The organism is Streptomyces sp. NPDC059679 (assembly GCF_042734105.1).
Classification (GTDB): domain Bacteria; phylum Actinomycetota; class Actinomycetes; order Streptomycetales; family Streptomycetaceae; genus Streptomyces.
Map to the genome: position 1 here is coordinate 109,995 of NZ_JBHWES010000001.1, position 20,333 is coordinate 130,327.

General features: G+C 70.6%; 20 protein-coding genes and 3 pseudogenes. 13 read left to right on the forward strand and 10 right to left on the reverse strand.

The genetic code is table 11. The features are described from left to right. Positions 1 to 21: 21 nt before the first annotated feature. Complete coding sequence (locus tag ACFV2X_RS00485) at positions 22 to 189, reverse strand: hypothetical protein (protein WP_385609610.1); 168 nt, start codon at positions 187 to 189, stop codon at positions 22 to 24. Between the two features lie 195 nt (positions 190 to 384). Further along, on the reverse strand, positions 385 to 1,323 hold the full coding sequence (locus tag ACFV2X_RS00490) for a LysR family transcriptional regulator (protein WP_385609611.1): 939 nt from the start codon (positions 1,321 to 1,323) through the stop codon (positions 385 to 387). 73 nt (positions 1,324 to 1,396) lie between these two features. Here ACFV2X_RS00490 and ACFV2X_RS00495 point away from each other — a divergent pair, with 73 nt between their 5' ends. Next, on the forward strand, positions 1,397 to 1,570 hold the full coding sequence (locus tag ACFV2X_RS00495; RefSeq protein WP_385609613.1) for a hypothetical protein: 174 nt from the start codon (positions 1,397 to 1,399) through the stop codon (positions 1,568 to 1,570). Positions 1,571 to 1,665: 95 nt separating this feature from the next. On the opposite strand, the gene ACFV2X_RS00500 is transcribed toward ACFV2X_RS00495, so the two are convergent. The 3 genes from ACFV2X_RS00500 to ACFV2X_RS00510 all read right to left on the reverse strand — a co-directional run bounded on the left by ACFV2X_RS00500 (position 1,666) and on the right by ACFV2X_RS00510 (position 4,236). Then, on the reverse strand, positions 1,666 to 1,794 hold the full coding sequence (locus tag ACFV2X_RS00500; RefSeq protein WP_256981507.1) for a hypothetical protein: 129 nt from the start codon (positions 1,792 to 1,794) through the stop codon (positions 1,666 to 1,668). Between the two features lie 233 nt (positions 1,795 to 2,027). Then, entirely contained in the window at positions 2,028 to 3,155 is a 1,128-nt protein-coding gene (dpgA, locus tag ACFV2X_RS00505; RefSeq protein WP_385609614.1) for a 3,5-dihydroxyphenylacetyl-CoA synthase DpgA, read from the reverse strand. Between the two features lie 40 nt (positions 3,156 to 3,195). Continuing rightward, positions 3,196 to 4,236, reverse strand: coding sequence for a methyltransferase (locus ACFV2X_RS00510; RefSeq protein WP_385609615.1), 1,041 nt, complete (start codon positions 4,234 to 4,236; stop codon positions 3,196 to 3,198). 361 nt (positions 4,237 to 4,597) lie between these two features. On the opposite strand from ACFV2X_RS00510, the pseudogene ACFV2X_RS00515 reads away from it, so the two are divergent. From ACFV2X_RS00515 to ACFV2X_RS00525, 3 genes and pseudogenes are all read left to right on the forward strand, one after another. Beyond that, positions 4,598 to 5,313: pseudogene (locus ACFV2X_RS00515) on the forward strand (hypothetical protein). A gap of 571 nt (positions 5,314 to 5,884) precedes the next feature. After that, positions 5,885 to 6,967, forward strand: a complete 1,083-nt coding sequence (locus ACFV2X_RS00520; RefSeq protein ID WP_385609616.1) for a Dyp-type peroxidase — start codon at positions 5,885 to 5,887, stop codon at positions 6,965 to 6,967. Then, on the forward strand, positions 6,948 to 7,757 hold the full coding sequence (locus tag ACFV2X_RS00525; protein WP_385609617.1) for a family 1 encapsulin nanocompartment shell protein: 810 nt from the start codon (positions 6,948 to 6,950) through the stop codon (positions 7,755 to 7,757). The genes ACFV2X_RS00520 and ACFV2X_RS00525 overlap by 20 nt, the downstream gene beginning before the upstream one ends. A 14-nt stretch (positions 7,758 to 7,771) precedes the next feature. Here the strand turns inward: ACFV2X_RS00525 and ACFV2X_RS00530 are convergent, their stop codons facing one another. Beyond that, positions 7,772 to 8,386, reverse strand: coding sequence for a TetR/AcrR family transcriptional regulator (locus ACFV2X_RS00530; protein ID WP_385609618.1), 615 nt, complete (start codon positions 8,384 to 8,386; stop codon positions 7,772 to 7,774). Between the two features lie 301 nt (positions 8,387 to 8,687). Here ACFV2X_RS00530 and ACFV2X_RS00535 point away from each other — a divergent pair, with 301 nt between their 5' ends. The 7 genes and pseudogenes from ACFV2X_RS00535 (at position 8,688) to ACFV2X_RS00565 (ending at position 14,526) form a co-directional block, all read left to right on the forward strand. After that, entirely contained in the window at positions 8,688 to 10,154 is a 1,467-nt protein-coding gene (locus tag ACFV2X_RS00535; RefSeq protein ID WP_385609620.1) for a cytochrome P450, read from the forward strand. An 89-nt stretch (positions 10,155 to 10,243) separates the two neighbouring features. Then, entirely contained in the window at positions 10,244 to 11,086 is an 843-nt protein-coding gene (locus ACFV2X_RS00540) for a TetR/AcrR family transcriptional regulator (RefSeq protein ID WP_385609621.1), read from the forward strand. Between the two features lie 274 nt (positions 11,087 to 11,360). Beyond that, positions 11,361 to 11,552, forward strand: a pseudogene (locus tag ACFV2X_RS00545) (enoyl-CoA hydratase-related protein); the annotation flags it as partial. A gap of 64 nt (positions 11,553 to 11,616) precedes the next feature. Next, a complete protein-coding gene (locus ACFV2X_RS00550; protein WP_385609622.1) occupies positions 11,617 to 12,039 on the forward strand; it encodes an enoyl-CoA hydratase/isomerase family protein in 423 nt (140 codons plus the stop codon). Between the two features lie 414 nt (positions 12,040 to 12,453). Beyond that, positions 12,454 to 13,008, forward strand: coding sequence for an acyl-CoA dehydrogenase family protein (locus ACFV2X_RS00555; protein WP_385609624.1), 555 nt, complete (start codon positions 12,454 to 12,456; stop codon positions 13,006 to 13,008). A 150-nt stretch (positions 13,009 to 13,158) separates the two neighbouring features. Beyond that, positions 13,159 to 13,746: pseudogene (locus ACFV2X_RS00560) on the forward strand (acyl-CoA dehydrogenase family protein); the annotation flags it as partial. 3 nt (positions 13,747 to 13,749) lie between these two features. Then, positions 13,750 to 14,526 carry an SDR family NAD(P)-dependent oxidoreductase gene (locus ACFV2X_RS00565; RefSeq protein ID WP_385609625.1) on the forward strand — a complete coding sequence of 259 codons (777 nt, stop codon included), beginning with the start codon at positions 13,750 to 13,752 and terminating at the stop codon, positions 14,524 to 14,526. Positions 14,527 to 14,535: 9 nt separating this feature from the next. Here ACFV2X_RS00565 and ACFV2X_RS00570 read toward each other — a convergent pair whose 3' ends face one another. Genes ACFV2X_RS00570 through ACFV2X_RS00580 form a run of 3 tightly spaced genes read right to left on the reverse strand, consistent with a single transcriptional unit; the run spans position 14,536 to position 16,858 of the window. Continuing rightward, positions 14,536 to 15,039 carry an amidohydrolase family protein gene (locus tag ACFV2X_RS00570; RefSeq protein ID WP_385609627.1) on the reverse strand — a complete coding sequence of 168 codons (504 nt, stop codon included), beginning with the start codon at positions 15,037 to 15,039 and terminating at the stop codon, positions 14,536 to 14,538. Beyond that, positions 15,036 to 15,866, reverse strand: coding sequence for an amidohydrolase family protein (locus tag ACFV2X_RS00575; protein ID WP_385609629.1), 831 nt, complete (start codon positions 15,864 to 15,866; stop codon positions 15,036 to 15,038). Before ACFV2X_RS00575 ends, ACFV2X_RS00570 begins: the two co-directional genes overlap by 4 nt. Continuing rightward, entirely contained in the window at positions 15,806 to 16,858 is a 1,053-nt protein-coding gene (locus ACFV2X_RS00580; RefSeq protein ID WP_385609631.1) for a CoA transferase, read from the reverse strand. Before ACFV2X_RS00580 ends, ACFV2X_RS00575 begins: the two co-directional genes overlap by 61 nt. Before the next feature lie 52 nt (positions 16,859 to 16,910). Between ACFV2X_RS00580 and ACFV2X_RS00585 the strand changes: the two genes are divergently transcribed. Further along, on the forward strand, positions 16,911 to 17,876 hold the full coding sequence (locus ACFV2X_RS00585) for an enoyl-CoA hydratase/isomerase family protein (protein ID WP_385609632.1): 966 nt from the start codon (positions 16,911 to 16,913) through the stop codon (positions 17,874 to 17,876). Here ACFV2X_RS00585 and ACFV2X_RS00590 read toward each other — a convergent pair. Then, positions 17,859 to 18,521, reverse strand: coding sequence for a TetR/AcrR family transcriptional regulator (locus ACFV2X_RS00590; RefSeq protein WP_385609634.1), 663 nt, complete (start codon positions 18,519 to 18,521; stop codon positions 17,859 to 17,861). The genes ACFV2X_RS00585 and ACFV2X_RS00590 overlap by 18 nt on opposite strands. Positions 18,522 to 18,674: 153 nt before the next feature. On the opposite strand from ACFV2X_RS00590, the gene abc-f reads away from it, so the two are divergent. After that, positions 18,675 to 20,294, forward strand: a complete 1,620-nt coding sequence (abc-f, locus tag ACFV2X_RS00595) for a ribosomal protection-like ABC-F family protein (protein ID WP_385609636.1) — start codon at positions 18,675 to 18,677, stop codon at positions 20,292 to 20,294. Positions 20,295 to 20,333 lie beyond the last annotated feature (39 nt).

Here is a 20,333-nt window from a genome sequence, read left to right on the forward strand (position 1 = left end):
CATCCCGACGCCGCCGACGGTCTACCGTGGCTCCACTCCGAGATCCGCATCGACGTCATATCCGGATTCCGCCCGGCCGGCGGTGGGATGCGCGATGTCGGCCGCCAGGTCGAATGCTGCCTCTCCGACCGCGTCCTCCAGGGCGGACTCCGCGCGTTCGGCTTGAGCACGGCGGTGGTGATCGGTCATTCGCTCCATGATGTGCCGGATATGGGGGTGGCTGTTGTCTGAATTCGACTCACTCGCGTTCACTCGGCGGTCCTCCGTATCGGGCAACAGCAGGCATCAGCGATGCGGCGCCAAGCTATGCGGGTGTCCCCGTCGCGGGTTTGCCGACGGTGCACGGACTCTTGTCCGTCGGTGTACGGGACGGCTGTACGCCCGTCAGGCGGATCGGGGCCAGTGGCCGATGGTCCGGTGGTCGCGCACCACCTCTTCCAGCACATGTATGCCGAGGTCGACAAGCGGGTGCCGCCGGCTGCCCCGGCGCACGCAGGTGAGAATCCGCCGCGTCGGCATGTTCTCGTTCGACACCGGCACCCGCACCACCGCCTGGCCCGTCGTCCCCTCGGCCAGCCGCGGGACCAGCGAGACGCCCAGCCCGTTCCCGACCAGCGACCAGACCGCCGCCCACTGGGTGGCGGCATGCACGATCCGCGGCGAGAACCCGGCCGCCGCGCACAGCATCCGCACCCGCTGGGCGTGGTCACAGGTGCCCGGGTCGGCGACGACCCAGTCCTCGGCTGCCGCGTCCTCCAACCGCACTGATTCCGCTCGCGCAAGCGGGTGGTCGGCGGGCACCAGCATGATGTGCGGCTCCTCCAGCAGGTGGCTCTGCTCGAACCGTGCGTCATCCAGCGGCGGCCCGCCCTCGGTGGGCTCCACGACCGCGAGATCCACCTTGCCCGCCATCAGCAGGTCCATGCTCGCCATGGTGTCGCACTCGCGCACCTGCACCACCAGGTCGGGATGGCTGTGGCGCAGCCGCCCGGCCGCGGGGGCGATCAGACCGCTGACCGCGGTGGTGAAACCCGCCATGCGCAGTGGTCCGGCCATGCCCACCCGATAGGACTCCAACTCCGCCTGCGCCGCCTCCCACCGGGCCAGCAGCGCGTCGGCGTGGTCGATGAGCAGGTGTCCGGCCGGGGTCAGCCGGACGCGGCGGCCCTGTGGCTCCAGGAGCGGGACCTTGAGCTGCCGCGCGAGTTCGCGCATGTGGTGGGAGACCGCCGACGGGGTGAGGTGCAGGGCCTCTGCGGCCGCGGTGACCGTGCCCTGCTGGTGCACCACGCGGAGCATATGAAGCCGACGCAGGTCAATCATGAAATTATTTTGCACATACGACCAGTAAAACTTGCAATAGACCGCAACGGTTGTCCGGGGTCATCCTGCTGTTATGAACACCGACACGAACACCATCGTTTCCCGGCACACCACCAGCAACGGTGTCGTGGTCTGGCGCCGGTGCGCCTGCGGACGGCTTCAGATGGCCCTGATTCCCTACGGCACCGACGGCAAGCCACTCGCCGCGGGCGGGCACGACATCCAGTGCCCCCACCGCGACCGTTAGCGCCGCTCGGCGCCAGAAGGACGGGACGCCGGCGCCGGCGTCCCGTCCGTGGCTTCCCGTCGATCCGGTCGGCCGGATCCGGCCTGGGCCCTCGGTCAGCGGCGGCTGAACGCGGCGGCTTCGTTGCCGAATCCGACGATGAGCCAGCCGTTGGCAGCCACCGTCACCGTGTGGACGGGCATCGGGAACAGCAGCTCTCGTCCGGCCTGTCGAAAGGTGGCCACGTCCCGAACGCGCACCGTCCCCGCAGCTCCGGGTGGCGCCTTCCCCGCTGTCCGCCGGTGACCGCGTGAGGCCGGCCGTCGATCAGCGCCGTGGCCACCGCCATCAAAATCCGGATCGGTCAACTCTGCGCCATGCAGGTTGAGTTCACTCTCCGGAGCGGTGCCGTGGGGTGCGCGGTGAGTCATGTCCGGCACAGTATCCGGCTGGCTGACCGCCGGTCCTCCGCGTTCACTCAGAATCGGACAAGTGCGCTTTCGATGGTCAACCCTGGCCCCATCGTCATCAGAACTCCGTACTCTCCTGAGTTCACTATGCCCTCATCCAGAAGTCGTTCATAGGAGAACAGAAACGAACAGCTGGACAGATTTCCGTAGTCACGGAGAACGCCTATGGTATGACGCACGTCATGGCGGGTGAGACCCAGATTCGATCGGACGGATTCGACGATTTTCTTTCCGCCGGAGTGGATCACCCAGTGCGCCACATCGCCGCGCCCCAGTCCCGTGCCGTCCAGGAGCCGGTCGACAACGGTTTCGACATCCGCGCCGAGTACGGAGGGGACGTCCCGGTCCAGAAAGAACCGGAACTTTCCGGCTGTGTCGTCCCAGTCGCTGCCCATGGCGCCGGAGGCCTCGGGAATGATGTGGCTGGCGAAACGTAACAGGCGCGGTGCCGGGCCGGGCTCCACGGCCACCGCCCCCGTGCTGACCGCCACCGCTGCCGCACCGTCGCCGAACAGGCTGTTGACGACGGACGTGCGCATGGTGGCGTCGAGTACGTACGCTGCCGAGCACACCTCCACACACACCATCAGGGCGACGCGCCCCGGATTGGCCGTACTCCAGCCGGCCACCGCGTTCAGCGCGTTGAGGCCCGCGTTGCACCCCATGCCAACCACATCGAGCCTGCTCAGGCGAGGACTCAGCCCCATGTCCTTGATCAGCAGGGCGCTCAGTCCCGGGATGAGGAGTCCCGAACTCGACACGCAGCACAGGTAGCCGAGGTCGTCGAGGGTGCGTCCCGACGCCTCCACGCAGGCGCGCACAGCGGCGGCGCCCAACTCCACTCCCAAGCGGCCGTGTTTACGCAGGAGGTCGCCCTGGGTCTCGGTGACCGGACGCCCATGGGAGTCGGTGGGCGGCAGGGTGAGGTAACGGCGCTCGATCGCACTGTTGTGGAATACCGAACGCACCCGCTCGTCGGTGATGCCGAAGTAGTCGAGAACTTCGTCCTGCGTATAGGAACGCGGCGATACGGCGGTTCCCACACCGACTATCGCGGGACGCGCGCCGGATGGCGCCGGAGTCAGCGGGGCGTTCCCCACCAGTTCATTCGGCCCCGCTACGAACGGCGCAGTCATCTGATCGTCCCCCTCGTCGGCGGCGCGCGAAAGGCGCGGGCTAACGGAGCGTCGCCTCGATCATGGCGAAGGGCGAAGGCGTTGGCAGGATCCGGTCGAGCGTGAAGCCCGATTTGTCGAGCAGTTCGTCGTACTCGTTCGCGGTCCGCTCACGACCTGTGTGCATGGCCAGCATCGTCAAGTCGACCGTCTTGGCGAGATGAGGCTCGTCACCCTCCGGCAGAACCGCTTCGATCACCACGAGTCGTGCCCCCGGGTTCGCGGCCTGCACGAGCGAACCAAGTATCCGGCCGCATGATGCGTCGTCCCAGTCGTGCAGGATGTACGACAGCACATAGACGTCCGCGGTCGGCACCTCGTCGAAGAAGTCTCCCCCGACAACCTCGACCCGGCCCGCAATGCCCTGTTTTCTCAGCACGTCGTATGCGTCGGACACGACATGCGGAAGGTCGAAGACAATCCCATGACGGTCCGCGTGGCGGCCGAGCAGCTCGGCCATGACCGTGCCGTCGGAGCCGCCGATGTCGGCCACGACCTTTCCTTCAGGCAGCGCGTAACCGTCGAATATGCCGGCCCGCAGACTGCCCGTCACATTGGCCATGGCGCCGCTCAGCAGCGAGAAGCGCGCCGGGTCTTCGCCCAGCCACTCGAAGAAGGGCTTCCCGAAGTGGATCTCGGCCGCGGGTTCACCCGTCATGACGGTGCCCAGCAGCTGGCTGAACGGTTGGTAGTGGGTCTCCATCCAGCACAGGGCCACATCCCGGAGCGACGCGGGGTGCGTCGCGGACAGCAGCTCCCCGAAGGGCGTCGCCTCGACCGTGTCCTCGACATGGCGAAAGAGCCCGAGCGGTGCGAGCGTGCGCAGAAGGCGTCGCAGAGCGCTCTTGTCGGCACCGATCTCCTCCGCCAACCCCTCGACGGGTCGAGGCCCTGACGCGAGCTGGGTGGCCACGTTCAACTTGGCCACGACGTACAACGCCTGGGAAATCTGGAACCCACCCAGCATCTGGCCCATCAGCGTCGCCGGGGAGGGAACGGGCGGCGTAGCCGTAATGGCGTCGCTGCTGTCGGTGTTGCTCAACTCGCGTCCTTTCCATGGCGATACAAGAACACCGCATTCGTCAACTTCGAAGTGCCTCGATTCGTCCCTACGCCCAAAGACTAGGAAGCCGGCCCGGCAGTCGCTTGAACCACAGCGTCATCCGTACGGAACATATGCGCCACGAGACGACGTCGGGGCGCTGAATACGAAGGGAACCGACTGGCGATGAACAGCCGGGGATTGCGCGGAACGTAGACAGGTGGCGGATCCCGGTTCAACTCCAGCGATACCGTGCCGCCTTGCAGTTCCTGGTCCGGCAAGGAGGCGGCCCGCTCCAACAGTCGGCGGTGGACGAGTTGACCCGCGGGCTCACCGGACTGCTCGGCACACGCGTGAGGTCATGGCCTCGCTCGGCATCAACGGCGCCGTGATCAATAATGTCAACACGCCCGCGGACTACCTCGCCGAGCCGTTCCTGACCAAGCCGGCCGCGCTGGCCGGCGTGCTGCGCCGCTACGGCGTGGCGCTGTACGTCACCGCGAACTTCGCCGCCCCCATCGACCTGGGCGGGCTGGACACCGCCGACCCCCTTGACCCGGCGGTGCGCGGTTGGTGGACGAAGAAGGCCGAGGAGATCTACGGCAGGATCGAGGACTTCGGCGGTTTCCTGGTGAAGGCCAACTCCGAGGGCCGCCCCGGGCCGCTGGACTACGGACGCGCCCACGCCGACGGGGCCAACTGCTGGCGGACACCCTGAGACCGTACGGCGGGATCGTGATGTGGCGTGCGTTCGTGCACGACAGCGACGAGAAGTGGGACCGGCAGGCATACCTCGACTTCACGCCGCTGGACGGGAAGTTCGCGGACAACGCCGTTGTGCAGATCAAGAACGGACCGATCGACTTCCAGGTCCGCGACTCGGTGATCGAACTTCAGGTGACACAAGAGTACACCGGGCACGCCACCCATCTGTGTTATCTGGACCCGGATGACCTTTGGCAACCACCCGCACGTACGGACATGGGCACCCGCTGGGAGGGGCTGCGCCGCCGCGTCGACCACCGGCGGTTCACCGAGGTACGGCGCCAGTTCGGGGAGCAGAGGGCGAGACGGTGAAGATGGCCGTCGTACCACCGCCGACCCCCGCGCTCGCCACCCTGCACGCGCGCCCGAGATCGGGCGCGCGTGCAGGTCCTCGACTCCTCGCTGCGCAGCCTGGCCAAGGCGGCCGTCGTCGTCCCGCCCGCCACGCGATGCGTACACGCGCTGGACACCGGGCCCGACTCGGCGCCGCTGCTGGGGGGCTACACCCGTCTCTCGCCGACCAGCCGCTGGCACGAGGGCGCCGCATTCGGCTGGGTCGGCAACACGCCCGCCGCCACGGACACCGGACTGTTCGATGTCGTCCGCCGGGACTACGTACGCAACGGCGTCCCGACCGTACTCAGGCTGAAGCTGCCCGCCGGACGCTGCACCGCGCATCTGCTCACCGGCGACCCCAACACCTCTACTGGCCGACGACCAGGAGCGGGCCTGGCCTCGATCGTTTGTACCGACGCCTGGGCCTTGCAAGCGCGCAGGTCGCCGGGGCGCGGTGGCGGGTGCCGAGGTACCGCCCTACGGTGGACGGGGGAGCGCACGCAGTGCCTTCCCTCAGCCCCCGCACGGGCAAGAAGGGATGTGGCCCATGGGCTCACCCTCCCGCGAGCCGGTCCCCCAGCCGGTGCTGTCCCCGCTGACGGCTGCGGCGATCTTCCTGGTCGCGACCATCGACCAGGGCGGCGAACCGGCCACCCGGGAACTGTTGTCGAATCTCAACGGACTGCAGCGGGCCGTCGGATTCCGCGCTTCGCCGGACGGACGGCTGAGCGCTGTCGCAGGCATCGGCTCGCAGGCGTGGGACCGTCTGTTCACCGGGGCACGCCCGGCGGAACTGCATGCCTTCCGTGAGCTCGCCGGACCTCGGCACCGAGCGGTGTCGACGCCCGGTGACCTGCTGTTCCACATTCGGGCCGCCCGCTTGGACCTCTGCTTCGCGCTGGCCGCCGAGATCATGGAGCGGCTTCGCGGTGTCGTCACGGTGCGCGACGAGGTCCATGGTTTCAAATACTTCGACGTGCGTGACCTGCTCGGCTTCGTCGACGGCACGGAGAACCCGACGGGCGCGGCGGCGAGCGCCGCCGTGCTGATCGGCGACGAGGACCCGCAGTTCGCCTCGGGCAGCTATGTGATCGTGCAGAAGTACGTACACGACCTGCGGGCATGGAAGGCCCTTCCCGTCGAGGCGCAGGAGATGGTGATCGGGCGCCGGAAGCTGTCGGACATCGAACTGGACGACGCCGTCAAACCGGCCGACTCACACGTGGCTCTCACCACGATTGAAGACCCCGACGGGACCAAGCACGAGATCCTGCGCGACAACATGCCCTTCGGGACCGTCGGGCAGGGCGAGTTCGGCACGTACTTCATCGGGTACGCCCGCACTCCGACCGTGACCGAGCGGATGCTGAGGCGCATGTTCCTGGGCGCTCCGCCGGCGTCCCACGACCGGATCCTGGACTACTCCACACCGGTCACCGGGTCGCTGTTCTACGTGCCCAGCAGCGACTTCCTGGACGACCTCCCCGAACCACCGGGCCGGAGCGGGACGGCTGACGCCGATGCGGCGCCGCCTGTGGCCCGATCTCCGGCCGTGAACGGCTCCCTGGGAGTCGGCGGTCTGCGGAAGCAACAGAAGGCGAGCAGCGCCGATGGACAATCTACACCGTGAACTGGCGCCCATCTCGGCCGTCGCGTGGGCCGACATGGAGCAGGAGGCTCGACGCACCTTCGAACGCCACGTGGCCGGCCGCCGGATCGTCGACGTTCCCGAGCCGGGTGGCACCGAACTGTCCGGCGTGGGCACCGGCCATCTCGAGGCCGCCGAGGCTCCGGCAGACGGGATCACGGCCCATACCCGCGCGTTCCAGCCCCTGGTAGAGCTGCGGGTGCCGTTCACCGTGGATCGGCAACAGGTGGACGATGTGGAACGCGGAGCCAAGGACACGGACTGGCAGCCGGTGCAGGACGCGGCGCGAGACATCGCGTTCGCCGAGGACCGGGCCGTGTTCGAGGGCTACGCCGCCGCCGGAATCGCGGGCCTGCGCTCAAGCTCGTCGAACCGGGCGCTCACCATGCCCGCCGAGGTACGCGAGTACCCGACCGTCGTCAGCAAGGCCGTGAGCGCGCTGCGGCTGGCGGGTGTCAGCGGTCCGTACGCCATGGCGCTGAGCGCCGAGGCGTACACCGCCGTCAGCGGTACGTCCGACCATGGCTATCCGGTCATCAAGCACATGGCCCGCCTCCTGGACGGCGACATCGTCTGGGCGCCCGCGATCGACGGGGCCTTCCTGCTGTCCACCCGGGGCGGCGACTTCGAACTGCGCATCGGCCAGGACGTGTCCATCGGCTACCTTTCGCACGACGAGCGCAGCATCCGTCTGTACTTCCAGGAGTCGCTGACCTTCCTCGTGTACACGAGCGAAGCCGTCGTACCCGTGGCTCGCCCGGCACCCGGGTAGTTCCTGCGACAAGATCAGCCGACCAGGAAGCCGTCCGGCCGAGTCACCCGGCGCACCAGGTCCGCCCAGGTGGCCTGGAGGTCGTCGGCGGGGATTCCGCGATCGCGGACCAGATGGTCCGCCGTCTCGAAGGCCGTAAAGGCGAGCAGGGCATGGGCGAGCACGTCGGAGTCGGCGTCGACTCCGGCTTCCCACAGGAGGTCCGCGACATGGCGGTGAAACGCGCGGCCCGTCTCGGAGGCGTTGCGGTTGCGGGGCCGGAGTTGTCGCGCCAGGGCGGCGCCCAGGTCCGTGACATCGGCGATGCGGTCGATCAGGGTCCAGCCGAACGCCGTCAGCCGGTCCGCCGCCGGCGCACCGGGGCCGAGGGGCGGGGGACCCGAGGCGCACACCTCGCGGAAGTCGGCCTCGGCCTCGTCGAGGAGGACGCGCAGAAGGCCCTCCCGACCACCGAAACGGCGGAAGAGGGTGCCCTTCCCCACCCCGGCCTCCTTCGCGACCGCCTCCATCGTCACGTGCTCGGCGCCGTGCTCGCCGACCAGGCGACGGGCGGCCTCCAGCAGCCGGGCGCGGTTGCGGGCGGCGTCGCAACGCTCAGCGCCGACGGCGGTGCCGTCCGGTGTCTCCATCAGCGTTCTCCCGTCAGGCGTACGTACACATTCCCGGGCGTCGATGCGCACCGGATGGACGGGGACAGGACGTATCGCCGGGGGTGCTGCTTCGATCGCCGAGGCTAACGGCGCGGGACGGTGCCGGGATGCGACTCCGGCCCCAGTCCGTGTCGGCAGATGGAACTAGGACTCCGGCAGGACTCCCCCCCATCGATCCGCCCAAGCGACTAGCGATCTTGGATCTGGAGAATTAGATTCTCCGATTTGCGAGAATCCAATCACCATCCAACTGCCGTTCCAGAGCGAGGAAGGCGGGCCAGTGGCACCCACCGACGAGCCGTCCGACGACATTCACACGATCGACTTCTTCCGTGACGACGGGGCGGTGGCGGACCCGTACCCCTACTTCGACTCCCTGCGCACACGCTGTCCCGTGCTCCGCGAACCCCACCACGATGTCGTGATGGTGACGGGATACGACGAAATGGCGGAGGTGGCCCAGGACTCCAAGACCTTCTCGGCCTGCGTCTCGGTCACCGGCCCCTTCCCCGGCTTCCCGGTCCCGCTCGAGGGGGACGACGTCAGCGGCCTGATCGAGCGGCACCGCGACGAGCTGCCGATGAGCGACCAGTTGCCGACCCTCGACCCGCCGGTGCACACCGCGCACCGCGCACTGCGGATGCGGCTGATCACACCCAAGCGCCTCAAGCAGAATGAGGAGGCCGTCGGGGAGATCGCCGACCGGATGCTGGACACCTTCCTGGCGCGTGGCGAGGGCGAGTTCATCAGCGAATTCGCCGGCCCCTTCACGCTGCTGGTCATCGCCGATCTGCTGGGGGTGCCCGAGGAGGACCGGGAGGAATTCCTCGACCGGCTCCAGCGCCGGCCGCGGGCCGGGGGCGGCATCGGCAGCACCGGCGAGGGCGCGATGGCGCACTCGCCGCTGGAGTTTCTGTACGGGCGCTTCGCGGACTACATCGAGGACCGGCGGCGGCAGCCACGCGGCGATGTGCTGACCGGCCTGGCCACCGCCAGGTTCCCGGACGGCTCCCTGCCCGATGTCGCCGATGCGGTGCGGGTGGCCGCCAATGTGTTCTCGGCCGGGCAGGAGACGACCGTACGGCTGCTCAGCTCCGCATTCATGCTGATCGCCGAACACCCCGACATCCAGGAGCGGTTGCGCGCGGAACGCGGTCTCGTCCCCAACTTCGTCGAGGAGGTGCTGCGCACGGAAAGCCCGCTCAAGGGCGACTTCCGGCTCTCCCGGATCCCCACCACGGTGGGCGGCGTCGACATTCCGGCGGGCACCACCCTCATGCTGCTCAATGGCGCGGCCAACCGCGATCCGCGGAAGTTCGAGGACCCGGCCACCTTCGACCCGGCCCGTCCCAACGCCCGTCACCACCTCGCCTTCGGCCGCGGCATCCACACCTGCCCCGGCGCACCGGCCGGTGCCGTCGAACACGGCGGTGCCGCTGCCCTCGGGGAGCCGCCCGGTGAGCGGGGTGAATCAGGTGGCGGTGGCCAGGAACGGCGTCGGATCGGCCGCGTATCCCAGCTCCTCCAGGATGAGGGCGAGCTCCAGCGGGGGCGCCTCAAGCCAGCCGAGCTCCAGACAGGTCTGCCACTGCCGGTCCTCTGGCTGGGCGCACACCTTGGCGACCGTCTCACGCACCGTGCGCCGCAGCGGCCGCTGCTCCTCGTCGAGCTCGAACTCCACGCCCGGCCTCCGCCCTCTCGCCGTACCAGTGGCAACACACGTAAAACGAGAATGCCATTGTCATAATAGGGAAGTAAGAGCCTTGCTTTTGATGGAGCGCGATTCGGTAGGCGGAGCGCCCCCTCTTTTCACATGAGTGGAGTACCGTTCTGCTCATGAGTGCCGTCCCCGCAGAACCCGTCGAGACCCCCGAGCCCGCCTGGCGGCAGCGCGCCGTCGAGCGATCCACCCGGGCCGCGAAGCTGCGTGCCGAGCAGCGCGTGCAGCGCTTCCTTGACGCGGCCCAGGAGCTGGTCGCCGACAAGGGCACCACCGACTTCACCGTGCAGGAGGTCGTGGAGCGCTCCCGGCAGTCTTTGCGCAGCTTCTACCAGCACTTCGACGGCAAGCATGAGCTGCTGCTCGCCCTCTTCGAGGACGCGCTGTCGAGGTCGGCCACCGAAATCCGGGAGAAGTCCGCGGAGGGACGGGATCCGCTGGACCGGCTGCGGATCGCGGTCGACCTGCTGTACGACTCCTGCAGGCCCCGCGAGGGCCAGCAGTCCCCGTTGTTCACCGACTTCGCCATCCAGCTGCTGGTCACCCACCCGGACCAGGTGGCGACCGCCCATCTGCCGCTGCTCAGCTTCTTCACGGAGCTGGTGGAGGAGGCGGTCGAGGCCGGTCAGGCCGTCGCGCCCAGGCCGCGCCGTATCGCCTCGCTGATCATGCAGACGGCGATGTTCACGGCCCAGGCGCCCGCGGCTCCGGTCGGCGCCCATCCTTCGCCGATCAGCGCGGACGAGGTGTGGGAGTTCTGCCTGGGCGGCATCACCGGCGTGGGCCGCCCGCCCGTCGACAGCACCCCCGCCGCCACCCCGGCCGAGAAGACCGCCCCCCGCAGCGCCGCCGCGAAGACGGCCCCGGCCAAGAAGGTGACGGCGAGGAAGCCGGCGACGAAGAAGGCCGCGGCCAAGAAGGCCACCACCTCCCGGGGGACCGACCGCGGCAAGGCCTGACACGACCGTCGTACCACTTCGAAGGGCCCGCACCCGTGCGGGCCCGTTCTCGTTTCCAGGGCCGGATCCCCGGCCCTCCCCATCTGCCACCGCCCTCCGAACGGTTGACGCGGGCTTTCGGTCTGACCTTTGATATGTTTCACGCATCAGCAGCCGGCAGAGGGGTTCCCCCGCCGTGGACTTTGAGCTGACCGAGGATCAGGAGACCATCCGCAAGCCCGTCGCCGATCGACTCAACGGCGTCTCGGAAGCACTCCACCGCCGGCTGTCGGAGGTGTGGCGGGAGCTGGCCGAGGACGCCAAGGCCCGGGCGATCGTGCTCACCGGTGCGGGGCGGGCGTTCAGCGCGGGCGGCGACTTCGACCACCTGCGCCGCCACCACCACGACCCGGAGCTGCGGGAGCGGTCGATCCGGCTCGACCGGACCATCCAGACGGAGATGATCCGCTTCCCGCTTCCGGTGGTCGCGGCCGTCAACGGCTCGGCGGTCGGGCTCGGTTGCAGCCTCGCCCTGGGCTGCGACCTGGCTGATGGCCGAGGACGGCTATCTCGCCGACCCCCATGTGTCGGTCGGTCTGGTGGCGGGCGACGGCGGAGTCGCCCTGTGGCCCCTGCTGACGAGTCTGCTGCGGGTGAAGGAGTACCTGTTCACCGGGGACCGGATCCCGGCGGCCACGGCGGTCGAACTGGGCCTGGCCAACCGGGTCGTACCCACCGCGGACCTGATGCACGAAGCGCTCGCGCTCGCCCATCGGCTCGCCGCCCAGCCCGCGGAGGCGCTGCGCGCCACCAAGGCGGCGCTGGCCGCGGTGGTCGAGCAGGTCGCGCGCGGCGGCATGGAGGCGGCCCTGCTGGCCGAGCGGTCCACGATGACCAGCCCGGACCACATCCGGATCATCGACGAGCTCGCCTCCCGCGCGCACCGCCGCCCGCCCGCGCCCGAGGAGGACTGAGCGTGGAGCCCGAGGAGTTCGCCCTGGTCCGCGACATGCTGCGGTCGTTCGCGACCCGGTACCGCGTGGGCTCCGCCGACGAGGTGAAGCCGCAGACCCCCGCCGGCCGCGCGGCAGGCGCTCGACGAGCTCGGCCTCGCGGAGCTGCGCCGCGCCTCCCCGCCGGCCGCCACCTTTCAGGAGTGCGCGCTGCTCGCCGAAGAACACGGCAGACAGCCCCTGACCACATCCCTGCTCGGCACGGATCTGCTCGCTCAAGAGCTGCTGCGGCTGCTCGGGGAAACACCCCCGCCATCACGGCCGACGATCGCCCTCGCCCAAGATCTGCGCTTCCCCGGGCCCACCACGTCCACCCTCGTCGCCTGGGACTGCGAGGGCGCCGACTGCGCGCTGTCCGTCGACCCCGAGGGAACCGTGCGGAAGGTCGGGGTGGGCCCGCCCGCGCCGACGGCCGACCTGCTGCGCGGCGTACGGACCGCCTCCGGGGGCGGTGAGGTCGTCGGACGGCTCACCCCCGAGGCACGGCAGCACTGGCAGGCGTACGCCTTGGTCGTCGTCACCGCGGAACTCGTCGGCACGGCGGCCTCGTTCGTCGAGCTGAGCGTGGGCTACGCCCGCGACCGGCACCAGTACGGGAGGCCGATCGGCTCCTTCCAGGCGGTGCGGCACCTGCTCGCGGACGCGACCGTCCAGGTGGAGTCCTGCACCAGCGCCGCCCGGTACGCCGGCTGGTGCCTGGACCACGAGCCGCCGGACCGGGCGCTCGCGGCGGCCCGCGTGGCCAAGGCGGAGGTGAACACCTCGGCGGTCGAGGCGGTGTACGCCGGGATGCAGGTGTTCGGCGGCATCGCCCAGACCTGGGAGCACATCGCCCATCTGTATCTGCGCAAGGTCCTGGTGGGCGCGAGGCTGCTCGCGACCACGGCCGATCTGCTGCCCGCCCTGGCCACCTCGGAGGCCGCCCGATGACGGACTCCCTCCTGGACTTCGGCGACCCGGCGGACCTGGAGCGCCTGCGCCGCGACTTCCGCACCTGGCTGGCCGATCATCCGCTGCCCGAGCGGCGCGCGGACGAGCCGGTCCCCGTCTTCCTGCACCGCTGGCACCGCCTGCTGCACTGTGGTGGAGGACGGTATGCCCGGGTTCACCCGCGGGCGGGTCCTGGACAAGATGGGCATCAAGGCGCAGGACACCGTGGAGCTGGCCTTCGACGATGTACGCGTGCCGGTGGCCAACCGGCTCGGCGAGGAAGGCAGGGCGTTCGGGTATCTGGGGCGCAATCTGCCGCAGGAGCGGATGACGGTCGCGGTCGGCTCGGTGGCGCAGGCCCGGGCGGCGCTCGATGCCACGATCGCGTATGTCAAGGAGCGCAAGGTGTTCGGGACACAGGTCGCGTCCTTCCAGAACACCAAGTTCGAACTCGCCGCCGTGGCCGCCGAGGTCGAGGCCGCGAAGGCCATGCTCGACCGTGCCGTGCTCGACCTGGTCGGCGGTCGGCTCCGCGGCGCCGACGCCGCGAAGGTCAAGCTGTTCTGCACGGAAATGCAGGCCCGTGCCGTGGACCGATGTCTTCAACTCTTCGGCCGATACGGCTACATGCTGGAGTACCCGATCGCGCGGCTGTAGGCGGACGCGCGCATCACCCGTATCTACGCCGGGACCAGTGAGGTCATGAAGGTCATCATCGCCAAGTCCCTGGAGTTGTGAGACATGTCCGTGCACGACTTCGCCGACCGGCCGGGCGTCGCCCTCGTCGCGGGCGGCACCGGCGGTATCGGAGCGGCCGTCGTCCGGCTCCTCGCGGAGCGCGGCAGCGACGCCGCCTTCACCTACCGGTCCAACAAGGAAGCGGCGGACGCCCTCGTCGGCGAGGTGACGGCGTACGGCCGCCACGCCGGCTCCGTGCGCGTGGACCTGACCGACGAGGAGGCCACCGCGCGGGCCGTCGCCGAAACCGCCGCGGCGGGCGGCGGCCTGCACACGCTGGTGTACGCGGCCGGGCCGCGCGTCCCGATGAAGCATCTGAGCAGGGTCACGCCCGCTCAGTACCGTGCCCAACTGGAGGCCGACGCGGTGGCGTTCTTCAACCTCGTCCACCCCGCGCTGCCGCTGCTGCGGAAGAGCCGGGGCAGCGTCGTCGCCGTGACGACGGTCGCCACCCGCCGCTTCCCGGTCCGCGACGGGCTGTCGTCGGGCGCCAAGGGCGCGGTCGAGGCGGTGGCGCGCGCCCTCGCCGCCGAGGAGGGACGGTACGGCGTCCGCGTCAACTGCGTCGCCCCCGGCATGCTCACGGACGGCATCGCGGCCCGACTGATCGACTCCGGCGAACTCGACGAGGACGCCCTCGCCGTCACCCGGCGCAATATCCCGCTGCGCCGGTTCGGCCGGGCGGAGGACATCGCGGAGGCGGTCGCGTTCCTCGCCTCGGAGCGCGCCGGGTTCATCACCGGGCAGGCACTGGGCGTGGACGGCGGGTACAGCGTCTGAAGCGACGGCTCATGGGGCGATCTCTCGACCGCCGATGTACGCGGCCCGTACGACATCGGCGGACAGCGCGTCCAGCGCTTCGCGCAGGGGTACGTGGAGCAGGCACAGGTCGGCCGCCGCGCCCACCCTCAACTTCCGTATGCGGGCCGGGTATCGCGCGCGACCGAGGAAGAGCCGCAGCGCTGCTTGAGGCCCGATGCTCTCCCCGTCGTCCCGGGTGATCGCGGCCCGCATCACCGCCCACGCGTCGTGGGTGCCGTACGGCGCGTCGGTGCCGGCGGCGAGCGGGACGCCCGCCTCGGCCAGGGTGCGGCAGCGGTAGGGGTGGGCCCGGTCGTCCGCATGGACATCGGCGGCGTACTCGCGGATCCGCTCCACCGGGAAGTGCGGCTGGGTCACCACGGTCACGCCCAGCCGCCGGATCCAGGGGATCGTCTCCGCCGGGATCACCGATCCATGCTCGATACGGTCGCCCGCGACCGGGTCCGCCTCATCGAGGGCCAGCAGGGTCACGAGCAGCTGTACGCGGGTGACGCAGTGCACGGCGAGCGGCCGGGGGCGTATCGCGGCCACCGTGGCCGCCAGGTCGGCAGGGGTCGGCAGGGTCGGGTCGTCGAGCACGATCTTCGCCGGGGAGCCGACACCTGTCTTCGCCGGGGCGTCGACGCCCATGACGACGAGCCGCTGCGGCAGCACCGACAGCGTCCGGTCCAGCCAGGGGCGGGGTTCGGGTCGGCGTTGGTGAACCCGGTGACGCCGAGGCGCGCGGCCCGCCGGCCCACCCGCTCCAGATCGAGCCGTACGGGCGGTACGGCGTCTCGCAGCCGCTCGTCCTCCCGCCACAACCGCCCGTCGCCGACGTCGCCCAGCCCCGCCGCCCGCAGCGCCGGGCTGTTGAGAAACCACATGGCCCCGCTGCGGTGCTGCACCCGGACCGGCCGGTCGGGGACGAGGGCGTCCCGCGTCCGGCGGTCGAGCTCTCCCGCGACGCTCTCGTGGTAGCCGACGGCCCGCACCCACTGTCCGGGCGCCCCGCCCCGCAGCGCCTGGGCAAGCCCGTCACGTCCACGTACATCGGCTGGGCCGACGCGGACGGAGGCGGCATCGTCGGCCAGGGCGGCCAGGTGGACATGGTGGTCGTGCAGGCCCGGCAGCAGCGCCCCGCCCCGCCCGGCCACACCCTCCTCCCCCGCCAGCCGGTGCCCGATCTCGGAGATCCGCCCGTCCGCGCCGACGCGGACATCCACTCCGGCGCGGCCCTCGACCTCGACGTCCCGGATCAGCACGGCCGTACGCGGGAGTCGGCGAGTGCGGCGGCGCAGGCCGCCATGGACACGCACAGCAACTCCCCGCCCCCGGCCGCGAGGGAGCGGGCGACGGCGTGGGCGGCGTACAGTCCGGTCACCGGATCGGCGAGCGCGTCGCCGAGGAACACGGGCTCGCCCCGCGCGTCGAGGCCGGTCAGGGCGCCCGCGACCGCCGCATCGTCGCCGAAGGCGATCCGGCCGTCATCGCGGCCGTATCCGGTGATCCCCACCCAGACCCGGCCGGGACGCGCGGCCAGGAACTCCTCAGCGTGCACCCCGAGCCGTCTGAGGGCCCTCGGCCGCGAGGCTTCGATGACGATGTCGGCCTCGGAGACGACGTCGGCGAGCGCGCCGGAGGCGAAGTCCAGCGTCAGGTGCGTGTGCCCGTCGTGCAGCCGGCGGTAGAACTCCGGCTGTCCGAACCGCGCCCCGTCAGGCCGTCCCGTACTCTCCACCTTCGTCACACGCGCCCCGGCCAGCCCCAGCAGATGCGCGCACAGCGGCCCTGCCCACAGCGCGGACAGGTCGACGACGCGCAGGCCCGCGAGCGGGCGCGGCCGTCGCTCCCCGTGGAGCCGGGTGTGTACGGGGGCGCGGTCGCCGCCGTCCGATCCGAGTGCGGCCGCCGCGATGCCCACCGTCTGTGCTCTGCGGGCGAGTTGGCGGGCCGTGGTCTTCCGGGCAGCCGTGGGCAGGTCGGTGTCCGGTGCCGCCCGCTGCCGGTCGCCGAGGAGGGCGAGCAGGGCCGGGAGGGCGGTGTGGTCGTCCGGGCGGGCCAGGTTGACGGCGACCCAGCCGTCGGCGGTTTCGAGGAGCCGACAGGTGCCATTCGCCGACGTACGGCCCGGCGGCGTGAATCCGGCCAGGTGTGCACGGAGGAAGAGCGCGGTGGGCAGGTCGACGGGGACGCCGGTGCGGTCGGTCAGGTCCTCCGCGACCGCACGGAGCGGGCCGAGAAAGGATTCCACGCCGGCCATCCAGCGACTGATGTGGCCGATCATGGAGTCAAGAGTGGTGTTCTTCATTCTGGAAACTCCATTCTCTTCCAGCGTGACGCAAGATTACACTCCGGTGGTCATGGAATCGCCGTTCCGTCTGGTCGACCTCGACCGCTCGACATCGCCCCCACCCGGCCCGGACCGGGTACTGGTGGGCATGGCGGCACAGCCGAAGACCGTCACCGGGGAGTTCGACGTCCTGCTGACCGCCGCCCCCGGTGCGCCACGGCCCTGGGTGTCGTGCCCGGATCCCCACGCCACCGCCCGGCGCCTCCGAGACGCCGTCACCCGGCAACCCGCCGCCTGTGTCGCCCTGGTCCAGGTGCTCCGCATGGGCGCCGTACTCCCGCCGCCCGACCGGCTGCTGGTCGAATCGCTCGCCTACTCGACCCTCCAGGGCGGCGCCGCCTTCCGCGCCTGGCTCGCCTCAGCCCGCCGCCGTCCCCGCCCTCCCCGTCCTGCCGCCGAGCCGGTCCGACTCCGGCGGGACGGCGACCGGCTGACCGTCGCGCTGGACCGCCCCTGGGTACGCAACGCCGTCGACGCGGCCACGCGTGACGCCCTGTGCGAGGCCCTGGAGGTCGCGGTGGCCGACCCGTCGATCACCGGGGTCGACCTGCATGGCCACGGGCCCGCGTCCTGCAGCGGGGCCGACCTCGCCGAGTTCGGCACCGCACGGGATCCCGCCGAGGCTCACCGGGTGCGCGTACACCGCAGTCCGGCGGCTCTGCTCCAGCGGTGCGGACCCAAGGTGACCGCCCATCTGCACGGCGCGTGCGTGGGAGCGGGCATCGAGCTTGCGGCGTTCACGGGGCGTGTCCTGGCGGCGCCGGACACCGTGATCCGCCTGCCCGAAACGGGCATGGGCCTGATCCCGGGCGCCGGGGGAACAGCGAGCCTCCCGCCCCGCATCGGCCGGGAACGCACCGCGTACCTCGCTCTGTCCGGCGCCCCTCTCACGGCCGTCGAGGCACTGCGCTGGGGTCTGGTCGACGAGGCCATCGACGCCTCTCCGGCACTTGCCGCCTCAGGCGCCGTCCGCTGACGGAGGCTCGGGCTCGGGTTCGGCGAAGGCGCCCGCGACCGCGGCGAGGACGGCGGTTCTGGCCGCGTGGCCGGGCAGTTGCGGGTCGTGTGGCGTACGGAGCAGCACCAACTGGTGGTACAGCGGCGCGGTGGCGGCGATGAGCAGTCGGCGGGCGTCAGTTCGCGGCGGGATGTCGCCGCGCCGGACGGCACGGCTGACGACGATCTCGCACCGGGCGTACCGGTCCTCCCAGAGCCGCTGTTGGGCCTCGGCGGCTTTCTCCGAGCGGAACGAGGCGGCGATCAAAGCAGCCATGATCGGCGGCTGTGCGGCCATGGCTGTCTGGATCTCCTGGTTCAGCGCTGCCAGGTCGCCTTCCAGTGACCCGGTGTCCGGTGGCTGCCAGTCGTCGTCGCTCGCTGCGTCGAGAACGTCGGCGAGCAGGCCGCCGACGTCCCCCCAGCGCCGGTACACCGTGGTGCGGTGCACGCCGGAGCGGGCGGCGACGGCGTCCATGGCGAGCCCGTCATAACCGTGTTCGCCGAGTTCCGCGCGGACCGCGTCGAGTACCTGCGTACGAATACGGGCGGTGCGGCCCCCGGGACGGCGTCGGGTGGGCGGCGGCCGGGTGTCTTCTGGTTCCGGGTCTGTGGGAGTGATCACTGGAAGTCCGTTTGCTCAGGGGGACGGCGTTGTGGCAACATCTTAATGCATCAGTTGTCGCACTAGTGGAGTGATCAATGCTCTTCCAAAGCGTTCGCCCGGCCGCGCGGCCCTCGACAGCCGCCTCGTTCTCGAATGCTTTGGAGTCTCCGTATGCCTACACAGATCACCGCGCTCGCCGTCAGCAAGTCCTTCAACGGCAAGCTCGTTCTTGACTCGGTGACCTGCTCGCTCGCCGCGGGCGAGCGCACCGGGATCATCGGTGAGAACGGATCCGGCAAGACCACCTTGCTGCGCCTGCTCGCCGGGCGTGAACGGCCCGATCAGGGCGAAGTCGTCGTCCAGGCCACTGGCGGCGTCGGCTATCTCGCCCAGAACGAGCGGATGGAGCCGCAGGCCACCGTCCAGCAGATCATCGACCGGGCCCTGACCGAACTACGCACTATCGAGCAGCGAATGCGCCGCCTGGAGGCCGCGATGGCCGACGGCGACGAGACGGGCATGGCCGAGTACGGCGAACTGATGACGGTCTTCGAACTGCGTGGCGGCTATGACGCCGACGCTCGGGTGGAACGTGCTCTGCACGGTCTCGGCCTGGGGCTGGTGGGCCGTGACCGTACCGCGGGCAGCCTGTCCGGCGGAGAGCGGGTCAGATTGCGGCTGGCCGCCGTACTGGCGGCCGCGCCGGAGGTGCTGCTGCTGGACGAGCCGACCAACCATCTCGACGACGCCGCCCTGAGCTGGCTGGAAGAACACCTGCGCACCCGGCGGGGCACCACGGTGACGATCTCCCACGACCGGGTCTTCCTCGAACGCGTCGCCACCAGCCTGCTGGAGGTGGACGCCGACCGGCGCCGCGTCGTCCGATACGGCAACGGCTACACCGGCTACCTCGCCGAGAAGGCCGCTGCCCGGCAGCGCTGGGCCCAGGCGTACGACCAGTGGCGGGCCGACATCGGCCGGCTCCGCGAGGCCGCCGCGACCACCGCCCGCCAGGTGGCCCCCGGCCGACCGATGAAGGACGGCAACAAGATGGCCTACGACCGGGCGGGCGGCCGGGTGCAGCAGTCGCTGGCCGGCCGGGTGCGCAACGCCGAGGAACGGCTGCGCCGCCTCCTCGCCGACCCGGTCCCGCCCCCGCCGGAGCCGCTGCGCTTCACCCCCGTACTGCGGGCCCGCCGCCTGCAGGGCGCCGTACTCCACGCCGCCGACATCGCCGTCACGGACCGGCTCGACCGCACGAGCGTCACCGTCAAGGCGGGCGAGCGCCTGCTGATCACGGGGCCGAACGGAGCGGGCAAGAGCACCCTGCTCCGCGTACTGGCCGGGGACCTCACCCCCGACAGCGGGAGCGTCACCCGCCGCGCCAGGATCGGCTACCTCCCCCAAGAGCCGCAGCCCGGGAAACCGGACGACACCGTGCTGGCCGCCTTCGCCCGTGGACGGGCGGGAGAGGCCGCCGGACACGCCGAACAGTTGCTGTCCCTCGGCCTGTTCGACCGCGAACAGCTCACGGTGCCCGTCGGCCGGCTGTCCACCGGGCAACTGCAGCGTCTCGCCCTGGCGCGACTGCTCAGCGAGCCGTCAGACGTCCTGTTGCTCGACGAACCCACCAACCATGTGTCGCCCGCCCTCGTCGAGGAGCTGGAAACCGCTCTGACCGGGTACGACGGCACCCTCGTCATCGTCAGCCACGATCGCCGGCTGCGCCGGCGCTGGCAGGGCACCCACCTGGCCATGCGGCCGACTCCGACGTCCGCCGCCAGGGCCTGAGGTCCACCGGACCCGCGGACACCCCTTCGGAAAGGAAGC